General features: G+C 46.0%; 14 protein-coding genes and 1 other annotated feature. All 14 genes read left to right on the top strand.

The features are described from left to right. Nucleotide 1: 1 nt before the first annotated feature. The 14 genes from AC58VC_RS26785 to AC58VC_RS26720 all read left to right on the top strand — a co-directional run bounded on the left by AC58VC_RS26785 (nucleotide 2) and on the right by AC58VC_RS26720 (nucleotide 25938). Entirely contained in the window at nucleotides 2-1894 is a 1893-nt protein-coding gene (locus tag AC58VC_RS26785; protein ID WP_497373093.1) for a substrate-binding domain-containing protein, read from the top strand. A gap of 18 nt (nucleotides 1895-1912) precedes the next feature. After that, the gene (locus AC58VC_RS26780; RefSeq protein ID WP_497373091.1) at nucleotides 1913-2464 is read left to right on the top strand and encodes a GNAT family N-acetyltransferase; all 552 of its coding nucleotides are present in this window, start codon (nucleotides 1913-1915) and stop codon (nucleotides 2462-2464) included. Nucleotides 2465-2806: 342 nt separating this feature from the next. Beyond that, the gene (locus AC58VC_RS26775; RefSeq protein WP_497373089.1) at nucleotides 2807-4777 is read left to right on the top strand and encodes an ABC transporter substrate-binding protein; all 1971 of its coding nucleotides are present in this window, start codon (nucleotides 2807-2809) and stop codon (nucleotides 4775-4777) included. Next, nucleotides 4767-5786, top strand: a complete 1020-nt coding sequence (locus AC58VC_RS26770; RefSeq protein WP_497373087.1) for a FecCD family ABC transporter permease — start codon at nucleotides 4767-4769, stop codon at nucleotides 5784-5786. Before AC58VC_RS26775 ends, AC58VC_RS26770 begins: the two co-directional genes overlap by 11 nt. Then, nucleotides 5779-6780, top strand: a complete 1002-nt coding sequence (locus tag AC58VC_RS26765) for a FecCD family ABC transporter permease (protein ID WP_497373085.1) — start codon at nucleotides 5779-5781, stop codon at nucleotides 6778-6780. The genes AC58VC_RS26770 and AC58VC_RS26765 overlap by 8 nt, the downstream gene beginning before the upstream one ends. Nucleotides 6781-7750: 970 nt before the next feature. After that, on the top strand, nucleotides 7751-9430 hold the full coding sequence (locus AC58VC_RS26760; RefSeq protein WP_497373084.1) for a helix-turn-helix domain-containing protein: 1680 nt from the start codon (nucleotides 7751-7753) through the stop codon (nucleotides 9428-9430). A gap of 127 nt (nucleotides 9431-9557) precedes the next feature. Then, complete coding sequence (locus tag AC58VC_RS26755) at nucleotides 9558-10547, top strand: FecCD family ABC transporter permease (protein WP_497373310.1); 990 nt, start codon at nucleotides 9558-9560, stop codon at nucleotides 10545-10547. 14 nt (nucleotides 10548-10561) lie between these two features. After that, a complete protein-coding gene (locus AC58VC_RS26750; RefSeq protein ID WP_497373308.1) occupies nucleotides 10562-11563 on the top strand; it encodes a FecCD family ABC transporter permease in 1002 nt (333 codons plus the stop codon). 67 nt (nucleotides 11564-11630) lie between these two features. Next, entirely contained in the window at nucleotides 11631-12566 is a 936-nt protein-coding gene (locus AC58VC_RS26745) for an iron-hydroxamate ABC transporter substrate-binding protein (RefSeq protein ID WP_497373306.1), read from the top strand. A 546-nt stretch (nucleotides 12567-13112) separates the two neighbouring features. Next, nucleotides 13113-16583: a PA14 domain-containing protein gene (locus AC58VC_RS26740; RefSeq protein WP_497373082.1), complete on the top strand. Its 3471-nt coding sequence runs from the start codon at nucleotides 13113-13115 to the stop codon at nucleotides 16581-16583. Nucleotides 16584-16609: 26 nt separating this feature from the next. After that, entirely contained in the window at nucleotides 16610-18400 is a 1791-nt protein-coding gene (locus AC58VC_RS26735) for an S-layer homology domain-containing protein (RefSeq protein ID WP_497373080.1), read from the top strand. A gap of 26 nt (nucleotides 18401-18426) precedes the next feature. Next, nucleotides 18427-24213 (top strand): glycoside hydrolase domain-containing protein, encoded by a 5787-nt coding sequence (locus AC58VC_RS26730; protein ID WP_497373078.1) that lies wholly within the window; start codon nucleotides 18427-18429, stop codon nucleotides 24211-24213. A gap of 183 nt (nucleotides 24214-24396) precedes the next feature. Then, nucleotides 24397-25404: a DUF3231 family protein gene (locus AC58VC_RS26725; RefSeq protein ID WP_497373074.1), complete on the top strand. Its 1008-nt coding sequence runs from the start codon at nucleotides 24397-24399 to the stop codon at nucleotides 25402-25404. 225 nt (nucleotides 25405-25629) lie between these two features. Beyond that, on the top strand, nucleotides 25630-25938 hold the full coding sequence (locus AC58VC_RS26720) for a hypothetical protein (protein WP_497373070.1): 309 nt from the start codon (nucleotides 25630-25632) through the stop codon (nucleotides 25936-25938). Nucleotides 25939-26009: 71 nt separating this feature from the next. Then, nucleotides 26010-26274: a binding site (T-box leader), on the top strand. The last annotated feature ends 121 nt before the right edge of the window (nucleotides 26275-26395 follow it).

Below are 26395 nucleotides of genomic sequence, written 5' to 3'. Positions count from 1 at the left end.
GATGAAGGTTCCCTCAAAAAAAGGTTACATTTGGCTGCTTGTCTTTAGCTTGATAGGCCTGGTTGTGGTCATGCTCGTCGCAAGCCTCTTGCACCTTAAAGCGGTAAAAGATGAACCGGATTTTTTAATTGGCATTAGTCAGCCCAACCTGAATGAACCCCGGCAGCTGCTTATGAATAACGAAATTCGAAAAGAAGCCGAAAAACATAAGAACGTTAAGCTTATTTTTACCGATGCCGCAGAAAACAGTGAGAAGCAGGTCCACGATGTTCAGAAACTGATGAAGTACGGCATTGACCTTCTCATTATCTCGCTCAATGACTCTGAGAAGTTGACGCCGATCGTGACGGAGGTCTATAAGGAGATTCCTGTTATTGTCCTTGGACGAGGCGTTACCGGCTATGATTACTCCCTTTTTATCGGGTCAGATAATCTGTCGATTGGCAAAAAATCAGGTAAACTGGCTGCTGACTTACTTGGTGGCGCTCCAGCTGATGTAGTGGAGATAAAAGGTGCCGTCAGCTCCAGATCTGTTGAAGAAACGAGCCGTGGTTTTCGAGATTATTTGTCTCAATCACCGTCCATTCAGGTCGATAAAGTGATTGTCGGAGACTGGCAGCGGGATCGGACAGAAGACGAGTTGAAGCGTATTTTACCAAGCTCTCCAGAAATTAAGCTGGTATTTGCCCATAGTGATGCCATGGCGCTTGGCGCATATCGTGCGATTGATGCCTTAGGCTTGAGCCATGTGCAAATTATCGGCATTGATGGATTGGACACGGTGAATGGTGGATTTGATTTAGTTAAACAAGGCGTATTAAGCGGAACGGTTACGAGCCCTACAGGGGGAAGAGAGTCGATTCAATACGCACTCGATATTCTTAACCGTGAGAAGGTTATTCCCAAAAAGATCATTTTGCCAAGTCATGTTATTACGCAAAAAAATACCCGAGAGTTAGGCACAGCCAGTGACCCTAGCCTCAAACAGATTACTTCTCGGATGAGTGTGAGCACGAAAAAGATGAAGTTGGGCGTAGCTGTTGTAGGCTCGGAAAGCAGCTGGCGGGCAGCCAACACCGAATCCATCAAGAATGCGGCCGTTCAAGACCTTGGTATTGACCTTATCATGCAAAATGCCGAGGGCAGTCAAGAGAAGCAGATCGAGATTATTCGAAACTTTATCCAGCAAAAAGTCGATGTTATTGCCTTTACGCCGATTGTTGAATCAGGCTGGGACGATGTTTTAGCGGAAGCCAAGGTAGCTGGTATACCGGTTATTTTGACGGATCGCAAAGTGAAGCTGGAAGATGACTCCTTATGGACGACGTTCATTGGTTCGGATTTCGTTGAAGAGGGACGGCGAGCTGCTAGATGGCTTGTGGAGCACAAGCCCATGTCCGGGGAAACCAAAATTGTGGAACTGCAAGGAACTGCAGGATCGGCACCTGCTATTGAGCGCCGACAAGGCTTTGAAGAGGTACTCTCTCAAAATGCTGGATTTCGTGTCATAGCTTCGGAAGTCGGAGATTTCACGACGGAAAGCGGTCAGGAATTAATGAGTAAAGTACTTCAACAGGGAACGTTACCGCAGGTTGTTTTTGCACATAATGATGATATGGCACTTGGCGCAATTAAGGCGATTGAGCAGACGGGCTTGAAGCCAGGCAGAGACATCATCGTGATATCCGTGGATGCCACGAAGCTTGCTTTTCAAGCTATGCTCGCTGGGAAGCTAAACATGTCAGTGGAGTGCAATCCCTTGCTGGGGCCACAAATCATCAAAGCGGCTAAGGATCTTGCCGCAGGCAAGGAAATTCCGGTAAATATTATTACAGCGGAAAGTATTTTCTCTCAGGAAACCGCTAAACGGGATGTTTCTACACGCAAATATTGATCGAAGACGGAGTGTCTGATGCAGAACGATATGTGGTCAGGTAAAAAAGTTCGATTACGGCCTATTTTGGCTGCGGATTGGGAGAAATTCCATCAGAATGATTTGGATTCGGAGGGTGCCAGGCACTGCGATGTCATCTATTTTCCGAGATCCGAAGAAGGAACAAAAGCTTGGGCAGCAAGTCAAGCAGCGATTGTGCCGGTTAGCGATAATGTCATGCTCGCTATTGAAACATTGGATGGTGAACTCGTTGGGAGTATGAGCACCAATAGCTGCGATCGACGGCATGGGACTTTTAAATATGGCGTAGCCATCTTTCGTGGACATTGGTGCAGCGGGTATGCTTCAGACGCGATACGGATACTGCTGCGGTATTATTTCGAAGAGCTGCGCTATCTGAAAGTTACGGCGCATGTTTATGCGTTTAATGAGGGTTCCGTGGCCCTGCATGAAGGGCTTGGGTTTGTCCAAGAGGGAAGGCTGCGGAATATGGTTTTCACGATGGGGCAGCATTTTGATGAATTCATCTTTGGTTTAACGAAAGGTGAATATGAGGAATTGGCGAAATAAGACGGTGATAAAGGACCTAGCGATTTTCGCTAGGTTTTTTTCGTATTTCATATGATGGAGAGAGTTCAGGGAACTATGATCCGCTATTTCTCTGAAAAGTACATTTTTCATAGGCAGGGGAACTACGGTGCGCTATTTTGGCGGTTTCACCTGAAAATGACCAATGGAGGACAAATAAGAGACTGTAGTTCCGTTCAGATGGGAAAATGCCTGTTTTTCTCTAATTAGAGGACTCCAGTTCCGCTAAGTGCTCACTTAGCGGGCGTCACCCAATTGATAATGAGAATTATTTTCAACTGTGATAAAATAGTTTTATTGTAGAAAGAAAGGAATGACTGATTAATGAGAATTAGCGACCATACCGTATTGTGGAATCACGTTCTCATCCGAGTGATGGACATTCGCCGCATGCTGCTTGAGCCTGGCGAAGTGATGCGTGGTTATCGCTTGCCGACAAGCGCTTTCCTCTATGTCACCAGCGGCAATGCCCAGCTGCACATAGACGGAGTCGAAACCCGCATGAAACGATTTCATGTACTGCATGTAGGGAAGGGGATACGTCTCGACATTACGGCTATGGAGCAGTTGGAATATTTTATGGTGCTGTACAAGGCAACTCTGCCGCTTCCGAGCCGATTGGAGCTAGTCAACCTGATGGAACGCGAGAATCCGTTCCAGCTGCGCTATAGTTTATCGCCTAAGTATCCGATTTCTTGGATGCAGAAGCTGGAGCATATGTATCACATATGGCAGGCACCAAGTCCACTTGATAAATTAAAGGTGAAGACGCTATTTTACCAATTACTTTATGAGCTAGTAGAGCAGCTGCACGAACAAGGGGTCGACGTCATCCCTCCCGATCTCGTCAGCCAAGCCATCTATTATATGGAGGAGCACTATCAGGAAACGGTGACGCTGGAAGAGTTGGCTGATACGCTGGAATGTACGACAAGACAACTGCTTCGTTTGTTTAAAAATCAAATGGATACAAGTCCCATCGAGTATTTAATCGGGCTGCGGCTTAGCAAGGCGAAGGAGCTTCTCGTTTATACGGACAAAACGCTGAAAGAGATTTCGGAGAGTGTCGGTTACGCGGACAGTTACTATTTTAGCCGTATTTTCAAAAAGCAAGAGGGTGTCTCTCCCACAAGATTCAAAGAATTGTACACCTGGGAATGGCGTCGAAATAATCCATTCTTCCTGTCGAGATATCCCATTGTGGCGGGTGGGCTTAGACGCTATAGTAGTAATGGTTATGAGAATCATTATCAAAGTAGGGGAGAGGGAGATTCACAGATGGTTAAGAAATCAAGAGCCTGGATGACTGCCATGGTCGTCATCTGTTTCACATTGTTTCTCAGCGCGTGTTCAACGGGGGGGGCGACATCACCGACTACGACAAGTGGCGTGACGCCGATTCCGAGCGCTAATAGCACGGCATCACCCGCGGCAAATAAGGAAGCTGATGCTCCTCGGGTCATTAAACACGCGATGGGCGAAACGACGATTAAGGGTACGCCATCCCGTGTCGTTATCCTGACGAATGAGGGCACGGAAGCGTTGCTCGCCGTCGGTGTTAAACCAGTGGGCGCCGTTATGTCTTGGCTCGGTGAACCCTGGTACGACCATATCAAGAACGATATGCAGAATGTAACTGTCGTTGGAGATGAATTGCAGCCGAATCTTGAACTGATTGCTAGTTTGAAACCGGACTTGATCATCGGGAACAAAGTAAGGCAGGAGAAAATTTACGATCAACTGAAGCAAATTGCGCCTACGGTGTTCGCAGCTGACTTGGTTGGGGATTGGAAAGTCAATTTCAAGCTGTACTCAGAGGCCGTAAATAAGAAGGATGAAGGCGAGAAAGCGATGGCTGCTTTCGACAAGCGTGTAGCGGAAGTGAAAGGGAAGCTCGGCAGCAAGGCGGCTACGAAAGTTTCACTAGTGCGTTTCTCCGCGTCGCAAGTGCGCATTTACCAGAAACAGACATTCGCCGGCGTACTGCTTGGCCAATTGGGTATCGCACGTCCAGAGTCGCAAGACAAGGAGTCTTTCATTGAAGTCTTGAATAAAGAAAATATCGCCAAAATGGATGGAGATGTCCTGTTCTACTTCGTCACGGAAGCAAAAGGGAAGACGGATGCCGCAAATGTGGTGAAGGAATGGCAGAATGATCCGTTATTCAAAAACTTGAACGCAACGAAAACGAATAAAGTGATTCAAGTAGATGAGGGAATTTGGAACTCCGCAGGCGGGTACAAAGCAGCAAACCTGCTGCTCGACGAATTGATTAAATACTTCGATGTCAAATAATAAAGCTGCTTTACTCGACACGCACAAGAGAAAGATGATGGGACTGACGGCGGGAGCTGTGTTTCTGCTCGTGCTTGCTGTAGCGAGCATTTTACTGGGGGAGCATATATTCGGGTTCGGCGATTTATGGACGAGTTACAGGCATTTCGATGGCTCTAACGAGCAGTTGATTCTAAGAACAACCCGAGTACCGCGGGTTCTAGTTGCAGCAGCAGTAGGCGCGTCTCTTGCAGTAGCAGGCGCCGTCATGCAGGTGTTGACGCGAAATCCGCTGGCGTCTCCTTCCATCTTCGGCATTAATGCCGGCGCTTCCTTATTCATCGTCATCGGGCTGGTCCTTTATGGATCAGCTCTTACGATGAATACGATGATTTGGATCGCTTTTGCCGGCGCGCTCTTCGTTTCGGTCTGCGTCTATGCGATGGCGATGCGTGACAGCTGGTTCGAGCCAGTCAAACTTACGCTGGCAGGCGCGGCGATGGGGGCTTTTGCTTCCTCGATCACATCAGGCTTGATTTTGATTAACAAGCAGTCTCTCGATGCAGCCTTATTCTGGATGATTGGGTCCGTTTCCGGGAGGAAATTGGACCATTTGCTGTCCGTAGCCCCCTATATGGCGATTGGCTTAGGCCTCGCGTTTCTGTTAGCCGGCTCTCTCAATATTATGGTGTTAGGTGAGGAAAGTGCCCTGGGTCTGGGTCAGCGTGTGACGCTCGTAAGGCTGCTATCGTCACTTGCTGTCGTACTACTCGCCGGGAGTTCGGTATCGGCTGCTGGTCCGATCGCGTTCGTCGGACTGATTGTGCCGCACCTGTGCCGAGCACTGGTTGGCCAGGATCACCGCTGGCTGCTGCCATGCTGCGCGTTAAGTGGAGCTGTCCTGCTGGTGGCGGCGGATCTTGCTGCGCGTTTCGTCTTGATGCCGAAAGAGGTCCCCGTTGGGATCGCCATGGCGATGCTGGGCGTACCCTTTCTGATCCATGCAGCAAGGAGGAAGGCAAATGATTAAATCACGCTCGCGAAGATCGGTTGTGATCATCATAAGTTTATTTCTCGCGATGATCGTGCTTTCGATGTTTTGCCTCTCCATCGGCAGTGTAGCCATCCCGATGAAGGATGTCTTCCGCTCGTTGATCGGACAGAACCTAGGCAGCTCAGACCTAATTCTCATGAATTTTCGCTTGCCACGAATCCTTGCAGCAATCCTGATCGGGGCGGCGCTGGCCGTATCGGGGTGCTTACTGCAGGGAGTGATTCGGAACCCGCTTGCTTCACCGGACATTCTGGGCGTCACTGGAGGTGCATCGGCTGCGGCTGTTGCTTTCATGACGCTGTTCACTGGCTACAGCATTCACTGGGTTCCGGTTGTTGCGATGGTGGGAGCGCTTCTCGCGGTCCTAATTAATTATATCCTTGCCTGGAAAAGGGGTGTATCGACCTATAGGTTGGTACTGATCGGCATTGGTCTCTCCGCAGCGATGGGAGCCCTTACCATGTTTCTGCTCATTAGCGGGCCGGCTTACTTGGCGGCTCAAGTATTGAACTGGATGACGGGCAGCATCTACGGGACAAGTTGGAAGTACGTGCAGGTCATTTTTCCATGGATTGCTGTCTTTATCCCGCTTTCCCTCCTGTATGCAAAGGAACTGACGATTCAGACTTTAGGCGAAGCGACGGCATTAGGGCTCGGCAGTCGGCTTCAGTTCACCCGGGTCATGGTGCTGCTCTACAGCGTAGCGCTTGCAGGTGCGGCTGTTGGGGTAGCGGGGATGATTTCGTTCCTTGGCCTCATGGCTCCGCATATTGCCCGCAGGCTCGTAGGTAATTCGTATTCGCTCGTAATTCCCGTTGCGGCTTTGACCGGCGCGATTCTGCTGCTGCTGGCTGATTTGGCCGGGCGTATGCTGTTTATGCCGCTTGATATACCGGCAGGCGTATTCACGGCGGGTATCGGAGCGCCGTTCTTCCTGTACTTATTGTTCAAACGCAAACGGGTTGGATAAAAATAGGCTGGTGGCGGAAGTAAAGCGAAATCCCACCAATTCTCCGGCGAGAAGGCCGAAAAAGCCTTCTCGGAGCCGGAGATGCCCAGTGTCCGGCCGAGAGGGCCAAAAAGGCGGTCTCGGGCTGAAAGATGGGCGAAATCTCGCCAATTCTCCAGCGAGAGGGCCGAAAAAGCCTTCTCGGAGCCGGAGAAGCCCCGGTGCCCGGCCGAGAGGGCCAAAATGAAGGTCTCGGGCTGAAAGATGGGCATAATCCCGCCAACCCTTAAGACTGTGGCCTCCATACCCTCATCCGAGCAATGCTGTTCTACCCAGAAGAACCGTCAGGATTTCCCTGACGGTCTCTTTGGCATTTTAAGGTGGAGAGGCGCCCGAGGAGAGTCAAGCTCATTGGATGAATTCCAACGAACAGGCGATTTTTGACGCTTAAATGCCATTCTCATTGGACGAAACCCAATACAGAGATGAACTTTATAGGGATTCAGCGCCATTTTAGCCGCCCTTGTTGGATTTCATCCAACGAAAAGAAGAATTAACATGTCTGCACGGCGTTCTCATTGGATTTCGTCCAATAAGAGCTGGAAGTACGCTAACTTCTAGCGTGTTTAAGTGCTCAGAAAAGGTAGTGTACAGTAGAGAGGTAAGGTGAGTGGAGACATATAAGAGCAGAATAGTGTGGAAGGAGAAATAAAAAGTAGAAGTAGAAGTAGAAGTAGAAGTAGAAGTAGAAGTAGAAGTAGAAGTAGAAGTAGAAGTAGAAGTAGAAGTAGAAGTAGAAGTAGAAGTAGAAGTAGAAGTAACGTATGGGTTTAGACGAGGACCTAGCTCGCAGGCTAGGTTCTTTTCATTCACGAAAGTCTATGCGCATATGTAAACAGACCTCGATGGAAGTTTTATACATCAGCGTAGCTCATCTATTTGTGGTATATTATTGTGAGAATGGTTATCACTTGCACGGGAGGGATTCGGAGTGAATCGTGAAACGGACCACGGTGTGTATTTAGAAGGGACACTGCTTGAGCTGGTCAAGCTTGAAGTTATAACGGATATAACCGAGTGGAAACGAACGGCAGAGGAAACTGCTCATCACACGCTGCTCTTTTTTGTTAAGATGAGAGGTCAGCTGCAAATGAACCAGATTGAAATTCCGATTCATGGCAAAACGCTGATCTTGCTTCTTCCTGGCATGAGCATCCAAGCGCTGAACTTATCAGGCAATGCAAATAGTATGATCTATCAGCTAGAATTCGATCTGTTTCGAATAAAGGAAAATACGCCATCACGTAAAGTTTATGACAGGGAGCTTCATTTTCCCATTCATGGGAATCTGCAGACGGATCTGCTTCTGTTTCAGCGAAAAATGCAGCTGCTTGCCTCCGCATGCGGGGCTTCCAGCGTAAGGGAACACTTGCGGCAGCAGTATTTGTACGCCTTGGTGGAGCTGATTCTGAAGGATCAACCGCCTTCAATCGCGACACCGAAAGATGCTGATGCATCGCTGCAGCTTACGATTCAATATATGCAGGATGCTTACCATACTGACATCAATCTGGATAAGCTTGCTGAGATCGCTGGCATGCATCCGGCTTATTATTCGCAGCGTTTTAAGCAAAAAATGAATAAATCACCGATTGAATTTCTCACGCAAGTACGGATGAATAAGGCGAAGGAAATTCTGCTTGTCTCTACACCGCAGATACGAGATTTGAGCGGACGCGTAGGTTATCGTGATGAGTTTTATTTTAGCCGCCGCTTTAAAGAAAATTCCGGATATGCCCCCACGCAGTATGCGAATGATCCACTAACGAATATTGTTTCGCTATCGTACCCGTATACAGACCACTTGCTGACATTAGGCATTGTTCCTAGTGCAGCTCAATTTCACCGCAAAAAGTATCTGCCGACTGAAACAATTTCTCTGACTTTGCCGCTACACGCTACGGAATCTTGGGAAATAGGCAGGAAGACTTTTCTCGAAGCGCAGCCAGGTCTTATCCTCTGTAAAGAGAACGTTGTTTTGAAAGCCAGAGAACATATTGGGGATATTGCTCCTATCATTTCCGTTCCTTGGGCATCGCAGGATGTCTTCGATCATTTGAAAGCAATTGCTGGGATTGTCGGTCGCAGGCAGGTGGCTAAAGAATGGATTGAGCGCCATGCCTACAAAGCTGAGCAGGCCAAGAAACAAGTGAATAAGGCGTTCGGAAGTCCTACTGTTGCGATATGCCGTTTGATGAACACAGAGATGAGATTGTATGGTGCCAGAAATGTAGGGCATATTTTCTATCGATCTTTACAGTTGTCTCCTCCTAGTCTTATTGCTAATGAACTTAATCAACATAGAGAAGGTACGAACTTCAATTGGCTTAATGTAACACCAGAGGGTATGACCCAGTATGAGTCAGACTATATCATCTTCTTAAATTCCACGAAGCAAACATCGGCTAAACTTACACAGCAAATTATGACGGATCCTGTTTGGCAACGTCATCCGGCAATTAGGCAGGGGCGGTATTTCATGCTCCACTGGGATGAATGGATGGTCTATGCGCCGCAAGCGATACAGCAGCTTTTGGAGAAGGCGGTATCCATGTTAAGCGGGTCTTCACTAACGAGTTCATCTGTTAATATGAAAATAATCCAAGGATAAAATCTATGAATATGTCATGGACGAATGCAGGAGAGATTTCTATAATGAATTTATTGATAATGATTATCAATATTAATGAGAAGGCTGGATCACATCGAGGAAGTTGGGTCTTTCAAGCATGAAAAGAATGACATATGGATTGATTTGCGTCATGGCCATACTCTCCTTACTAATCGTTATGTTTATAGCGATTTCGTTCGGGGCCAAGGATTTGACGCTACAAACGGTTTGGGCAGCTGTATTTCATTATAATCCTGAGTTAACTACGCATCAGATTATTCATGAATTACGTTTACCCCGTGTTCTCGGTGCGGCAATTATCGGAGCTGGCTTTGCAGTAGCAGGGGCCTTGATGCAAGGAATAACACGTAATCCATTAGCTGATTCCGGTATTCTGGGTATCAATGCCGGCTCAGCTTTCATGGTGGCTCTAAGCTTTGCATTTTTCCCCAATCTGCCTTATTCGAGCCTTATGGTGGTCTCCTTTCTGGGGGCTGCGCTCAGCACTGGTTTCATTTTCTTGCTAGGCTCATCCACGCCTGGGGGGCTAACCCCGCTCCGTTTAACTATTGCAGGCTCCGTGGTTGCGGCTTTACTGCATTCACTGAGTACGGGGGTTGCGATCTATTATGACCTTAGTCAGGATCTTGCCTTCTGGTATGCCGGTGGTGTTGCAGGTGTGAAATGGCAGCATGTCAAACTGCTTGTGCCTATTATTCTTCTGGCGATTGCAGGAGCAGTGATGATAAGTCGATCCGTTTCGCTGATTTCGCTGGGTGAGGACGTTTCCGCAGGTTTAGGGGTCAAAACAAACAGAATCCGCGTGCTCGGTATTGTTCTAGCAATTATTCTTGCCGGTGTGGGAGTTTCAGCTGTAGGGTCCATTGGATTCGTAGGATTGGTTATTCCGCATATCGCTAGAAAACTCGTTGGTGTGGACTATCGCTTCATCATTCCTCTATCTTCTTTGCTTGGAGCGATTCTGCTGGTGATTGCTGATTTAGGCGCACGGATGGTTCATCCTCCCAAAGAATTGGCCATCAGCTTAATGATTGCTTTGGTAGGCGTTCCCTTCTTTCTGTATTTGGCTCGGAAAGAAAGGAGGAATTTGTCGTGAGATCGTATCGTCCTATGGACCGCAAAAACAGGAGTATCTGGGTTGGCATTTGTTTGCTTCTCATAAGCTTGGTTGTGATCTTGATTAGTCTGAACACGGGCTCGATTCGGCTTTCGCCAATTGAAGTTTGGCAAACTCTTCTAGGCTATGGGAGCGCAGATAATCAACTCGTCTTATTCGAGTATCGCTTGCCACGGATTCTCATTACGATGCTGGCAGGTGTTGGTCTAGGCATATCCGGTGCTCTTTTGCAGGGGATAACCCGTAATGGTTTAGCTGATCCGGGGATTCTGGGACTTCATTCAGGTGCTGCATTGGGCTTAATTGTGTTCGTCAGCTTTTTTCACTCCATGAAGGGGACACCGACGCTACTCATCCCGATTTTCGCCTTTGCCGGGGGCGTCATTACCGCTATTTTGATTATGGCCTTAGCCTTTGACCGGTACAAAGGAATTGTGCCCATACGTTTGATACTTGTTGGCATTGCCGTTGCAGCAGGTTTTAGCGCTGTGACCCTCTTTCTGTCGCTGCGATTAGATGAAGCGACGTATAGTTTTACAGCTAGGTGGCTGGTAGGCAACGTGTGGGGGAGAGATTGGGTGCATGTCATTGCGCTCCTCCCATGGATTGGCCTGTTCGTTCCTTTCGCATTAGCCAAGTGGAAAATTTTGAATTCCTTTTCATTAGGGGATGAAACAACATCAGGGCTTGGTATTGCCGTGAGTCGCGAACGCTTGCTGCTTCTGCTGACGGCAGTTGCCTTGTCGAGCGCAAGCGTGGCAATGACCGGTGGGATTGGCTTTCTTGGCTTGGTGGCACCGCATCTGGCTCGTCGATTGGTTGGACCGATGTATCAGTATGTACTGCCGATAGCGGGCTTGGTAGGTCTCGTCATCTTGGTGGCCTCCGACACGATTGGACGCTCTATCTTCCAGCCTAACGCAATCCCCGCAGGTATTGTTGTAGCAGCTGTTGGAGCTCCGTACTTTTTATTTTTGCTTGCAAGAACGAAGTAACGTACTAACGAAAACGAATGAATGAAAACGAAATATAAAAGGGGTTTTTATTGTGAAAAAGAAAAATATGGTAGTCCTAAGTATGATCAGTTCCTTATTCGTCCTGACAGCATGCGGTCAATCTGCAGCACCGAAAGAAGCAGCGCCTGCAGCGTTCACCGCTCCTTCTGCTACAGCTTCAGCTGTGACGAGCACAACTAAGCCAGTGGAGAAAGAACCGCGTATTGCATCGCTGTCCATTCATTTAACGAATGACTTGCTTGCGCTTGGCATTACGCCTGTGGGCTCTGTCATGGGTGGAGATCTTAACGCCTTTCTGCCACATGTCGCTGACCGCTTGCAGAACACGAAGAAGCTAGGTGTTGTGGCTGAGCCCGATATGGAAGCTCTACTTTCCTTGAAGCCTGAAGTGATTTATTTGGATGAGGCGTTCTCAGGTAAGGATGTCGCGAAGTATGAGAAAATTGCGAAATCAGAAGTGTTTAACTTAGATGACGGCACATGGCGCGATCATTTGAAGAAAATCGGTAAACTTGTGAACCGAGAACAGCAAGCAGAAACATACATCAAAGATTACGAGAAACAGGCTGCGAATGTAAAAGGTCTTATTCATGCTAAGATCGGCGACGGGACAGCAATGGCGATTCGTGTAACAGCGAAAGAATTGCGTGTTATGGGAATGAAACGTCCGCTCGGACCGCTTCTTTTCACAGACTTAGGTTTGAAGCCAGCCAAAGGTGTGGAGAAGATCGACAAAGCTTACGAAGCGATTTCGCAGGAAGTTCTTCCTGACTATGATGCCGAAGCCATTTTTGTTATTGTGAACAATGAGGATGGGGCAAAGAAACTCTTTGAGCAGCTGTCTACAAACCCGATTTGGAAAGGGCTTAAAGCGGTAAAAGCGGGTCACATTTACCCGATTGCCGATCAGCCTTGGCTTGATTACTCAGACATTGGTAATAAAATGGCGCTTGATGCAGCAGAAAAGCTTTTCGCTAAATAAAGATTCATAAGGCTATCCTTCCGTCATTCCGATATGGCTGGGGGGATAGTCTTATTTGTGCCCAGATAGAGGACTCCAGTTCCCTCAGTGAAATCGTAGTAGGTGGAATTATCTTCCTAGAATTAAGTTTCATCCAGTGAAACTTTACTGGTGTCCGTGGTTTATACGAAAGCCCTTTCATCTGTTCGACCACAGCGACGAAATAATAAATTTACATTTCATTTACGTTGAAATTGGACTGTATTTTTCCCATAAGAGTTTGCAAAGGTTTAAAAGAAGAAGTGCCGTCACTGCTGAGATGATAGCGTTTTATTGAAAGGAAAATGCACGTTTCGCGCAGAATCTCCCATCCATTTTACCCCAATAATTAACAAAGGAGAGTTCAAACGCTAAACGCTTTCAGGAAAAATATAGAAATTGTGTGGAAATAAGCATCGTTGCTTTTACAATAACTACATGGTTTATTAAGCCGAAAATCATTGAATGTCATATTAATTGACCGTATAGTACCGTTAGGAAAAACCAATTTATTTAGGAGGGAAACTAGTGAAAAAGAGTATTACGTTGACATCTCGTGTGCTTGCAGCCGTCATGATTGTGACCTCGCTGTTCTCAGCAGGTATTGCTCCTGCACAACCAGCGTATGCACAGCCAGATCCCACGAACGTTTTTGCCACAGCAGGAGTTACGGCATCCGCAAATGGGTATATGTCTAACAATGCTGCCCCAGCACATGCGATTGATGGTAATCCGAGCAGCAACTGGGTTTACAAGGGGGATACGAATCAGCCTAATGAGCAAAATCCTTATTGGCTGAAAGTTGATGCGGGCGCAGAAGCTACCGTACATCAGTTTGTTCTTGCGCATGCCGGTTATAGCGGAGAGCCTGATATCTACAATACCCGGGACTATACGATTGAAACCAGCGAAGATGATGTTCACTGGACTCCTGTCGTATCGGTTACAGATAATACTTATGGCCTAACAACCCATAATTTAAGCTCCCCGGTTACTGCAAGGTACTTCAAGCTAAATATTACGGACCCGGGCAGTGCTGATCCAACGACGGGCCAATACGCAGCGAACATTTATGAATTCCAAGCTTTTGGGTTTTTAGAAACTAAACCTCTTGCTCCTTTGGTTACTCCGCTAGCGTCTAGCAGCAATCAGGGATTGCTTGGTGAGTACTATATTGGAAAAAGCGATTTCAGCTTTGGAGATTACAAAGCAACGACGGTAGATCCTCAGATTAATTTTACGAATCTGGATCCCGTACTGCAATCTTGGACTGGTCAACAGGACCATGCCAATGTTCGCTGGACCGGGCAGATCATGCCACCCCAATCCGGAGATTATACCTTTTACATGATGGGTGACAACGGATTCCGCTTGTGGGTTGATGATAAGATTGTGATTGATCACTGGGTGAATGACTGGGATAAGGAGCAAACAGGCAATGTGATCTCCTTGGAAGGTGGAAAGAAATACAATTTCAAAATTGAATATTTTGAAGATTCAGGTGGTTCTAATCTATATCTGCGCTGGTCGACGCCAAATATGGCCAAGATTATCGTACCGAGCAATGTCTTCTACTTGCCGCAAAATTACACAGGACCTATCGCAGGAAATGTTCTAAAAGATGGCTCAAGCGCTTATCTTACGATGTCCTCGGATATGGATAACTTACCAGCTTCTCTTGGGGCTCATCTGTCGGTTATAGCTGATGATCAGCCCATTCAGGTTCAAAGCGTTGAATTAGGCAGTACCCCGTCTATGCTTAAGTTAAATTTAGCGACGAACATTAAACCTAATCAGGTTGTTAAGATTTCGTATGACGGACAAGCAAACTTGCAATTTGCGGATGGAACGGTTGTTGGGAGTTTTATGTACATTCCTGTGAATGATGTGGTCAATTACTCACCAATTGCCATTGCGATGTCCTTCAATGGAAGTCCCAAAACGAACCGTTCATTCGCTTGGTATACAAGCTATGAGAAGCCGGATAATGCACCAGCTAATATAGCGGATAGTATTGTTGAGGTTGTGCCGGCAGATAAAGCTTTTGGTTCAGCTGACGCGAAACGTTTCATTGGAAAACCAGAAGAAACCAAAATCTTAAATCTTAAAATTACAAGCTCGACGAATGGTTCATTTATTAGCCATAAAGCGCTGGCAGAGGGGCTAACGCCAGGAACTGCCTATAAATACCGGGTGGGAAGCGATGGCAACTGGAGCGATACGGGCAGCTTCACAACGGAATCACTCATTGAAAATGATTATGAATTCCTGTACATGACGGATTCGCAGGGTTCTAATTCGCAGGACTATGAAGTTTTTGCGGACACGCTTAAGCAAGGTCTTGAACATTACCCGAATTCAAAGTTTATGGTGATGACAGGTGATGAGGTAGATGCTGGTTCCCTTGAGTCTCAGTGGCTTGATTATTTCGGGAAACCGCAAAATATGTTTTTGAAGCTACCAATTATGGCTGCGGTCGGCAATCACGAAGGGCCTTATAACGACAATTATTATTATCATTTTAATTATCCGAATGATTCTATTCAAAATCCTTTGCCACCAGGCAGCGTGTACTCGTATGACTATGGTGATGCCCATATTATGGTGCTAAATACAATGGATATTGGGTGGGATGATCGCCAGAAAGAATCTTTTAGACAGCAAGTAGAATGGTTGAAAAAAGAAGTAGCTGAAACGGATCGGAAGTGGAAGGTCGTGGCTTTCCATAAGGCGATTTATTCACTCGGCAACCACGCGCTTGATTCAGATATTTTGAGTATGAGACAAATGCTTTATCCCGTCTTTGATGAACTTGGTATCGATGTGGTTTTGCAAGGGCATGACCACACTTTCATGAGGTCCTATCAAATGTACAACAACGCGCCGGTTGCGAATGTGAAAAAGGATCAGAATGGAAATGCCCTCAATCCGGATGGTACCTTGTACATGATTAATAATTCAGCCGGTACGAAGTATTACGAACTCCAAGGTGGCGTAGACCGTTATTATGCGGCGGTATACGATCAACCGCATTTACCGATTTTTTCGGGGATCCGTATGACGGAGAACAGCTTCACGATTGATTCATATAAGTCTGGTCAGGATCAGCCTTTTGATACGTATACGATTGTTAGAAATGACGCGAAGCCAGCGCCAGTTGCACAATTGGCGGCAAGCAAAACGGCAGATGGCAAGGAGCTTCTAACTTGGATCGCACCTCAAGTTGCTAACCCTGAGGAAGATGCGGTCAGAGGTTTTAGAATTTACGAGGTAGACGGCAAATTAGGCATGAACTGGAGCACCTATGTGCCGGCTGTTAAGGACCAAGCGAATTATCAGTATGTTGTGCCTGGTACACAATCAGGGCAATCTTATAAATTTGCGGTCAAAGCCGTCGATAAACGGGACAACTCGGACGCTAGCACAGTTAGCACGGCATTGGCAGCACCAACAACGCCAGTGGTTGACGATGGACGTAACACGTTCGGTTGGACGAATGTGCCTGGTTATGCGAACACGGCTGATTACGAATACTCAGTTGACGCAGGAGTTACATGGCTGCCTGTGACAGCTAATCCACAACCGGTAGGAGATAACGATTATCCTGCGGGTTCAGTACAAGTGCGCATTAAAGCTAATGCCACATCAGGATTAGCGGCTGGTCTATCTCTCGCATCAAATCTGCCGTTCACCATGAACTTCATAGAAGATACGTATAAAATCACGGGTGAACTCAAAAAGGGAGAGCAACTTCAGCTTGATGTGACATTGGAGCCGCTGGCCGATTATAACGGTGACGCTTATATGGTGTTTGAACTTCTGGATGGTGACAAACCGATTCTAATGAACGCCATTCCGATCAAGCAAAACAAGCTAACCTTTAAGCAGTTTTTCAATGTGCAAGGAGCAAATTACAAAGTAAAAGCATTCATTTTTAACCAATATGACAGTGATCTTCGCATACCGCTTCAATTAGCAAGACCTGTGTTGTTTGAATAATGGAATGAAGAGAGGAACTGACGACGGTGAAAAAATATATAGCGGCCATTATGGCGTTGTTGTTCGTGCTCTCACCGGTTTCGGCTCGCGCAGCAGCTTCATTTACACTTGCAATAAGTGTAGATGAAGTGCAGCGTGGCGGCGAAATCCAGCTGTCCGGGACGGTTACGAACAATGCGAAGGATGTTGTGGTTAAAATTATTCGTCCTAATCAAACGATGTTCTATATTAATGCATTAACCCCTGTGGCGGGCAGCTACACTACGAAGGTAACGATACCAGATGACGAGGATTTTGCACCTTTTGGTTTGTACCAAGTAGTTGCAGGTAGTGATAACTTAACGCAAACCAAGACCTTCAAAGTTGTTGATCCGAACGGCGGTGGAACTGATCCGACGGACCCGACGGACCCAACAGATCCCGGGAATCCGACGGATCCAACAGATCCAGGAAATCCCACGGACCCAACAGATCCAGGAAATCCGACGGACCCAACAGATCCGGGAAATCCAACGGACCCAACAGATCCTGGAAATCCGACGGACCCAACAGATCCGGGAAATCCAACTGATCCAGGTGATACTCAGCCTGATGACAGTGACTCTGGATCCGCTCCATCCGACCCGAACACCATCCCGACCAATGCCGGTAAAACCGTCGATGGAATCGTTCAGCCTGAAAAATCGACTGACGGACGTTACCTACTCGGCAGTGAAACATTAAATCAGACTATCCAGCAAGCAAAGGGTGCCGTTACGGTTCAATTGCCAGCAGCAACTGGCGATGCAGGTTCGGCGCTTGAGTTCCCTGCGAAATCATTGCAGGAGTTGAAGGATAAGAATTTGGACCTCATTGTTACATATGAAAATAGCACAGTTCGTTTCCCGGCCAACGCCATTTCGGCTTCGAGCGAAGAACAGTCGCGAATTCGTATTGATCTGAATACAGCTTTCACAACGGATGCTAAAAACTTGTTGAATCAATCTCTTCAGTCCAACCTTGATTACAAGTCAACCGGTGTCATACTTTCTGTTTTGATTAAAATGATTACTGGAGACAACACGGTTGAAATCCATCATTTGGACAAACCTGCCGTGGTTACGATGAAATTAACGGAAGAACAAGAGAAGGCAATTACATCTGATCTTGCTGGCGTTTATCACGTAAATGGCACTAACCTTGAATATGTTGGAGGAACCGTTAGCAAGGGGACCTTCACTTTCACGGCTGAGCACTTTTCTTACTATACAATTCTGGAATATAACAAGACATTTGCAGATATGGCAGGACACTGGGCGGCAAAGTCTGTTCAATCCCTTACAGCCAAACATATCGTTGACGGAGTAGATCCGCAGCATTATGAGCCAAATCGTAGTATAACGCGGGCAGAGTTCGTTACCCTGTTGATGCGTGCACTGAAATGGACCGGCCAAGCTACTCCGCAAGCAGCTTCAAATCCGTTCTCTGACGTTGCAGCTAATGCCTATTACTCCGAACAAGTTATTGGTGCAGCATCCTTAGGCATTGTTTCGGGTTATAACGGAGCATTCCGGCCGAACGATATCATTACTCGTGAAGAAGCGGTGGTCGCGCTTGTACAAGCCGCCAAGTATTTCAGCTTAACGGAGTCAAATAAAGCTGAACCTCTTTTTGCTGATACAAATGAAATTTCGTCATGGGCTGAGGCTTCTGTTAATCAAGCCTGGTCAAAAGGATTAATTGAGGGAGATGGCGCACGTTTCAATCCGAAAAGCTCCGTTACACGGGCTGAAGTTGCTGTCATGATCACTCGGTTGCTGCCGAACGGTTCTTTATAAAACGAAAGCGGGAGGACCCCATCGCAATGTGGAAACGCAAAAAAATAATTTCAGTTGTCATGACAGTATTGTTCTTATATAGCATGCTGGCACCGTTAGCTTTGGAAGTTGTTTCTGCGGCTACGAATCCCTCCATTCAGGAGAGTGAAACCAGAAATGTGGCCTTGAATGCCAAGGTAACAGCTTCGGGACAATGTAATACGAATGAGAGTGCAAGTAGCGCAGTTGACGGCAAAAATGAAACGAAATGGTGCGATAATTCAGGTGTTGCCCAAAAGTGGCTAGCACTCGATTTAGGGAAAGTTTATAACATCAACGAATGGATTGTAAAAAATGCAGGAATTAGTGAGTCGGGGAATTTCCCCTTCTGGAACACGAAGGATTTCCGTTTGCAAAAGAGTAATGACGGACAAACTTGGGAAGATGTCGATGTTGTGAAGAATAATGTGCAGACAATCCTCAACCGGTACGTCCCGGTTTTCTCTGCGCAATACATCAGATTCTATGTGGACAAAGCGGCTTACGACAACAACACAGTTCGTTTGTATGAGCTAGAAGTTTATGGGGTGGATGCCGATCAACTCCCGGCTTACCCTGCAACTAATCTTTCTCCTGTGGATTACGTAGACCCATTTATTAACACGCTTGGCGACAATGGGCAGGCGAATCCAGGTCCAACGACACCATTTGGTCTGGTTTCATTAGGACCGGATAGTGATGGCGGAGCGTTCAGCGGATACTATTACCAGGATAAGTATTTAAAAGGTTTCTCGCATCTGCGTTTTAGCGGCGTTGGCTGCAGCGGTGCTGGCGGTAATATCTTGATGATGCCGGAAACACGATCTTTTACAAAAAATAGTGCTGAGTATAAGCAGTTGTATGACAAAAATAGCGAAAAGGCTTCTCCTGGCTATTATGGCGTGACGCTTGCTTCTGGTATTGGCGTTGAACTTACAGCCTCCCATAATGTTGGTTTCCACCGTTATACGTTCCCAGCGGCTGATACGGGTTCTGTACTGGTTGATCTTTCCAAATCGTATGCGGGTATGGTGGATGCCAATTTGACAGTTGAAAATAACAATGAGATTTCTGGTATGATTCAATCCAAGAATGTGTGCGGACATGGGTATTACACGATGTACTACTCCATTCAATTTGATCATGATTTTGACTCCTACAGTTCTTGGCAGGGAGATGCGGTTGGAACAGAAGCTAAGCGCAGCGGCTCGAACAGTGGCGTATGGGTGAATTTTAATACTAAAGACAATAAAGTGGTTCAAGCGAAGGTTGGTCTATCGACAATCAGTGTAGACCAAGCGAAATATGAACGTACGCATGATATTGCGGATTGGGATTTTGACGCTCAGCATAACCTTTCCAGAAGTAACTGGAGCAAAGAGCTGAACAAGGTTGAGATTACCGATGCCGATGAAACGAACAAACGTGTATTCTATACGCAGTTGTATCACACGTTCCTTCATCCGAATAATGTTACCAGCTCAAACGGGACATTCAAGGCAGCAAGGGACGAGAACACGGTTCGCCAAACCTCCGAGTTTGGTAACGATTTTGACTACTATAATGGTTGGACGACGTGGGATGATTTCCGGAAATATTCATTATTTTCACTGCTAGCACCAAAGAAATATGAAAACATGGTGAAGTCCATGGTTGACGTATATAATACCCGTGGTTCCTATCAGCAGTGGGGTGAAGGATATTGGCCGAGCCCGACGGTAAGAAATGAGTTTAATGGGGCAGTCATTGTCGATGCTTATGCCAAAGGTTTTACAAATTTTGATGTGTATAAAGCGCTCAAAGGTATGGCTGTTGACGCAGACAATTTCTCGATAAGCGACACCGAGATTTCGGGCAAGCTGGAAAAGGCAAACAGCGCTTCATTCCCAATGAAGCTTGCTCAGTTGATCGGAGATCGCGAAACGTACGAGAAGTATAAAAATGTAGCTTTGTCGTATAAAAGCCTGTGGAATGCCACGCAAGTCGATGAAAAAGGCGAGAAACGCGGTTTCTTCACACCGAATGGGCAGACAGTAAATAAGCAAGATATTTTAGCCGTGGACAAATATGCTTATCAAGGCAATCTGTGGTCTTACCGTTGGTCAGTGCCTCAGGATGTAAACGGATTAGCGAGTTTGATGGGCGGCAAAAAAGAAATGGCAGAAGAGCTGCAGCATTTCTTCAAAATCAACGAGTATATGGCAATTAATGAACCAGATTTACATGTTCCTTATTTGTTCAATTACTTGGGATATCCTTATTTGACTCAATATTATGCAAGAGAATATACAACGGAAGTGGTTACGCAAAAATATCATAACCATGGACCTTACACTTTCCCAATGAAATCCCGCGTCTATCGTGATGATCCAGAAGGATATTTGTTATCGATGGATGATGATGCTGGCGGTATGTCTTCGTGGTTTGTTTACAGCAGCATGGGCTTGTTCCCAGGAAATCCGGGGGAAGCGAATTACTTGATAGGTTCGCCTATTTTCTCTGAATTAAAGCTGCATTTGGATAATGGTAAAACCTTTACGATCAAGGCGAACAACGTTTCCAGTCAAAATCGCTTCATTAAGTCAGCACAGCTGAATGGTAAGGATTTCAATCAAGCCTGGATTACTTACGACGATATTATGTCGGGTGGTACTTTGGCTTTTGAAATGGATGCCAAGCCGAATACAAGTTGGGGAGCAGTAGCAAGCGCGGCACCTCCGACGATGGATTATAATGCTGACATTACAAACACATTAAGTCATCAAAAATTGATTGCTGAACAATCTGTTTGGAAGTATCAAGATAAAGGTCAATACGCTGGCGAAGGCTGGATGAACTTGGCTTATGATGACAGCACTTGGGCTTCTGGTCCAGCCATGCTGGGGTATGACAGTTTAGGCAGGGTGAAAACAAAAACAAGTTACGGTCCGGATGCGAACAATAAGTACCCGACGACTTATTTCAGGAAAACGTTTGAGATGTCTGATTTGAACGATATTCTCGAATTGGATGCAAGTCTGATTCGTGATGACGGGGCAGTCGTGTATCTCAACGGACATGAAATTATCCGCACGAATATGCCGACTGGTGAAGTGAGCTACAACACCAAAGCAAATGCAACCGTAGGCGATGAGCGGGATCGGAATGTTTATGTTATAGACCCGTCGTATTTGGTTAAAGGGACTAACATCGTGACCGCAGAAGTTCATCAGGTGAATGCTACGAGCTCGGACATTGCCTTTGAATTTAGTCTCGAAGCGGTGAAGAAGATGACGAAACCGGCAGCACCTACAGCACCAGTTGTGGATGATAAAGCCAACACTTTTGGTTGGACAGCTGTTCCTGGCTTTAGTCAAGCAACAGACTATGAGATCAGCACGGATGGTGGCGCGAAGTGGAAACCAGCAACAGCAAATCCGCAGACCGTAGGGCCGCTCGATTATGCCGCAGGTCAGATTCAGGTTCGCGTTAAAGCGAATGAAAGCTTGAACATAACGTTTGGTCACGAGCTTGTTTCTCCAACTGCGTATACGTCCGACATACAGTGGGATGTTTATGATCTCAAAGCAGATGTGAGCCGGCAAGGAAACATGGCTGTCAATGTCACTGGAACATTGAAAGGTGATTACGGTGATTCGGCTGTTGTTGTCTTCCAGCTCATGGATGAGAATGAGAAGGCCTTAATGTCCAATAGTGTACCCGTTGAAAAAGGAAGCTTCCAGCTTTCGCAGCAATTTAACGTGAACGCAAGCAAATTCCAGATGAACGTTTATCTGGTTGATGCCTACAACGGTAACATCTATGATTCCTTATGGCTGGCGGAACCGATCGTATCGAAGCCTGAGCCTGGCACTCCTTCAGGACCGAAGCCTCCGGTCGTTGTGGACCCTGAGCCGCTTCCTGACCCGCTTCCGTTACCGGATAAAACAGAGGAAGAGGAAGAGCCGCCTACACAAGATGGCTTAACGATACAGTTTGAGAATCGCACCGAATGGTCACCAGATGTTAATACCTTTAACAATGGTCCATTAAAAACAGAAGGTGGTAATAACGGAACGGTTGTATCCAATACGTTTAACGGGGCTTGGCTTGCTTTTGACCGATTTAACTTTGGTACCAAAGGCGCTAATCAAATCACCGTAGAATATGATGCTCCAACGAATAAAGTGCCAGTGGGCAGTCAACTGGAAATTCGATTAGGTGCACTGGATGGTGACCTTGTCGGAACTGTCAACTTGACGAATTCTGGCAATGGTTGGGGAACTTATAAAACGGTGAGCGCTCAATTGAACAAAACGGTAACAGGGCTTCAGAAGGTATACGTGGTCATGAAAGGCAGCACATCAAGTGCGCTTCCATACATTGGAAACTTTGACCGTTTAACTTTTGCGAAAAGCAGAAATGACTTTGCGAAGCTGGAATTGGAAACCTACGATGATTGGTCAACTGACCTGAATCCGGGTAACTCACTACCCATGAAAACGGAGGGTGGAAAAAGCGGGCAGCAAGTTGCTAACACCTTTAATGGTGCATGGCTTGCGTACAAAGGAATGGATTTTGGCACGGAAGGTGTTAACCGCTTGTCCGTTGAGTACGTAGGTAACTCGACGAATACGGCAGCCGATTCAGCTGTTGAAGTTCGATTAGGCGGAGTCAACGGTACGTTAGTCGGGAAACTCTCAGCGCCTCCGACATCAAACGGATGGGGTACCTATAAGACGGTTACTGGCGATTTAACTCAAAAATTAACTGGCATTCAAGATGTGTACTTCGTACTTACAGGAACGACAAGCTCGGCACTCAAATACATCGGTAATTTCGATAATGCCAGCTTTTCGTATGTGAATACAAATCCAAATCCAACTAGAAGCGATTATGCGAAGTTGGAGCTGGAGAAGTATGATGAATGGTCAACTGCTTTAAATGTTTACAACAATAATACTCCTCTCAAAACGGAGAAGCCAAACAACACCACTAGGGAACAGGTTGCCAACACGTTTAACGGCGCCTGGCTTGCGTATAAAGGAATGGATTTTGGCGCGCAAGGTGTTAACCGCTTGTCCATTGAGTACGTAGGTAACACGACGAATACGGCAGCCGATTCAGCTGTCGAGGTTCGATTAGGCGGTATTAACGGTACGTTAGTCGGGAAAATTGCAGTACCACCGACATCAAACGGGTGGGGCACCTATAAGACGGTTTCTGGTGATTTAACTCAAAAGATAACCGGTGTTCAAGATGTGTACTTTGTTCTTACGGGAACGACAAGCGCGACATTCAAATACATCGGAAATTTCGATAACGCGAGCTTTTCGTATGAGCTTCCAATAAGAAGCGATTTTGCCAAGTTGGAGTTGGAAAGCTTCAATGAATGGTCAACTGCTGTAAATGTGTATAACAATAACACACCGCTCAAAACCGAGAAACCAGCCAATACCGATAGGGAACAGGTTGCCAATACCTTCAACGGCGCCTGGCTCGGTTTCAAGAAAATGAACTTCGGCACCGAAGGGGTGGATCGCGTAGCCATTGAATATTCAGGCAACAGTGGAAACTGTGCGACCGATGCAGCCGTAGAGATTCGTTTGGGTGGCGTAGATGGTACGTTGGTAGGGAAACTCCTTACACCTCCGACAGCAAGCGGATGGGGGACTTACCAAACAGTGACGGCTGATTTAACTCAAAAGCTAACTGGGCTTCAAGATGTTTATCTTGTATTTACGGGAACAAACAATTCCACCAAGAAATACATTGGTAATTTCGATAATGCTAGGTTTTCTTTAAACGTTCAGTAACATACAGGCTGCAAGTGAAAAATGATGAGGGCTACCCCAAAGGTCTTATGACCAGAGGGATAGCCCTCTTTATTTTGACCATAAGGCAAAATGAGTCTGGATAATCTTTCCCCGATAGGAAATGATAAATGTAAGTAAACATCAGGAAGAGATCACGCGAATTTACATAAAGGAGTCTACCATATGGAGTCAATCGATATCCCTTTGACATCGTCAGAAATAGGTAACTTGTGGATGACCTATCAAGAAAAAACCATGTTACTTCGATTTTTGGAATATTTCCTTGAACATGCGGAAAGTGAAGAAATTAAACAAATTCTAAAAGCAACGTACGATTTCACGGATCAAATGGTAACGACGATCAAACAAATTTTTGAGCAAGCAGGAGCTGTCATTCCACTTGGCTTTACTGCAAATGACGTAAATAAAGGGGTTCCTAAGTTATTTGATTACCAGTATGAACCAATGTTTTTGCATATGATAAGCAAGATTGAAGTTCCGCTATTTGCGTTTCATTCAACGATGTCGTATCGGAAAGATATAAGACAGCTTTTTAAGCAGTTAACAGCGAATGCACAAGAGATGTACGATCAGTGCATACAATTCCTAGAGGAAAAAGGGATTCTATCGCGGCCGCCTTATATGTCCATGCCCACAGAAGTAACCTTTATTCAGAATGATAATTATTTATCAGGATTCAACTTATTTAAGGATAAAAGGGCTCTAAATGCCATTGAGATTTCGCTCTTGCATCATGCCATTGAAACGAACCTTACAGGGATGCAGCTCATGATCGGTTTCGCTCAAGTTGCTCATGATAAGAAAGTGAAAGAATATTTTGTGAAAGGCATGAAGCTGTCCAAAGAGGTCGAAACGACCTTGGGAGAATTTCTACGCGAGGACTATATTGAGCCGCCTGCCACTCACGCGGGGAAAGCCACCAACTCCACCGTTTCTCCATTCTCTGATAAGTTGATGATGTATCTCACCAATTTATTGGGCTCGTTTGCGGTTGGAAGCCACTCGCTTGGCGGAGCTTTTAGTCTGCGTGGTGATTTACCGCTTGCATTGGCGAAACTTGCTCAAAAAATTATACCCTATGTCAAAGAAGGCGGGGAAATCATGATCGGGCATGGTTGGATGGAAGAGCCGCCACAAGTCGAAGATCGCAGACAGTTAACCAAATCATGATGGCAAGCAAATGGCAAGCAAATGGATACAGACATAGCCACTCCAGTAACTGGAATGGCTTTTTTATATGGCAGAGGCGTCCTTGTTGCGACGCAGCTGGAAACCAAAAATTGCTCTAGCAATTTGTACGAATTTGCAATAAAATATGGATGAAACTATATTTCATCTAATGAAACAAAGGTTTGAAACCCGCTAGTTTGGGGTTGAACGAATGGAGGAATCGTTTTGAGTCAACGCTATCGGCTTACAAGATCTTTGCAAGTAAATGACAGTTCAGAAGCTGTAATCTCTTTGGAAGAATGCAAACAGTATTTTGCTTCCAAATCTGATTTTTCCTATACATCTGTGTTTACGATAACCGGCGCTACGACCATGTCGATAGAAGGTGATTTCTTCATGTGGAGTTATGGCGATAGTAAAATTCCTTTCCGGCATTATCAGGGCGATATTTACGTGTCAGGCACGAATGAAGCCGTGATTCCAAGGATGATGGAGGTTGCCAGCGATTTAAGGGCGGACATCGTAGGAGAATAATTGTCTATTTTCGAAATTTTTAAAAATGTTGTTTACGTTGCAATCGATATCTGATAATATTATCGCAACATTCAAATGCGACGAAGAGAAGAGTAAATAAATGAAATCTTTCACAGAGAGCTCCGTTTGCTGAAAAGGAGTAAAGAATTCTTTATTGAACAAAGACTCAGAGCAGCACATCGGAACCAAGTAAGAAGGGGATGGTGCGCCAGGAGCTCCTGTTACAGAGCTAAAGTATACGCATTACACCGTAATGCCGTACTTGAAGAGGCTAATATGGCGACATATTGGCGAATCTGGGGTGGTACCACGAGGAATCCAAATCTCGTCCCTAAGGCTATAATAGTCTTGGGGGTGGGATTTTTTTGCTTTTATAAAAGAATTGCAGGTCACGCGCTGATTAGGTACACCAATTCAGACTTATTGAATAGTTTATCATACCATTTTGAAAGGATTT

The sequence above is a fragment of the Paenibacillus sp. J22R67 genome (genome assembly GCF_059692175.1).
This window is presented reverse-complemented; position numbering and strand designations above follow the sequence as displayed.

Bases quoted from the DNA above. Each gene is read 5' to 3' on its own strand.
- AC58VC_RS26785 (WP_497373093.1), top strand. From the start codon at position 2: ATGAAGGTTCCCTCAAAAAAAGGTTACATTTGGCTGCTTGTCTTTAGC.
- AC58VC_RS26780 (WP_497373091.1), top strand. From the start codon at position 1,913: ATGCAGAACGATATGTGGTCAGGTAAAAAAGTTCGATTACGGCCTATT.
- AC58VC_RS26775 (WP_497373089.1), top strand. From the start codon at position 2,807: ATGAGAATTAGCGACCATACCGTATTGTGGAATCACGTTCTCATCCGA.
- AC58VC_RS26770 (WP_497373087.1), top strand. From the start codon at position 4,767: ATGTCAAATAATAAAGCTGCTTTACTCGACACGCACAAGAGAAAGATG.
- AC58VC_RS26765 (WP_497373085.1), top strand. From the start codon at position 5,779: ATGATTAAATCACGCTCGCGAAGATCGGTTGTGATCATCATAAGTTTA.
- AC58VC_RS26755 (WP_497373310.1), top strand. From the start codon at position 9,558: ATGACATATGGATTGATTTGCGTCATGGCCATACTCTCCTTACTAATC.
- AC58VC_RS26750 (WP_497373308.1), top strand. From the start codon at position 10,562: ATGGACCGCAAAAACAGGAGTATCTGGGTTGGCATTTGTTTGCTTCTC.
- AC58VC_RS26745 (WP_497373306.1), top strand. From the start codon at position 11,631: ATGGTAGTCCTAAGTATGATCAGTTCCTTATTCGTCCTGACAGCATGC.
- AC58VC_RS26730 (WP_497373078.1), top strand. From the start codon at position 18,427: ATGTGGAAACGCAAAAAAATAATTTCAGTTGTCATGACAGTATTGTTC.
- AC58VC_RS26725 (WP_497373074.1), top strand. From the start codon at position 24,397: ATGGAGTCAATCGATATCCCTTTGACATCGTCAGAAATAGGTAACTTG.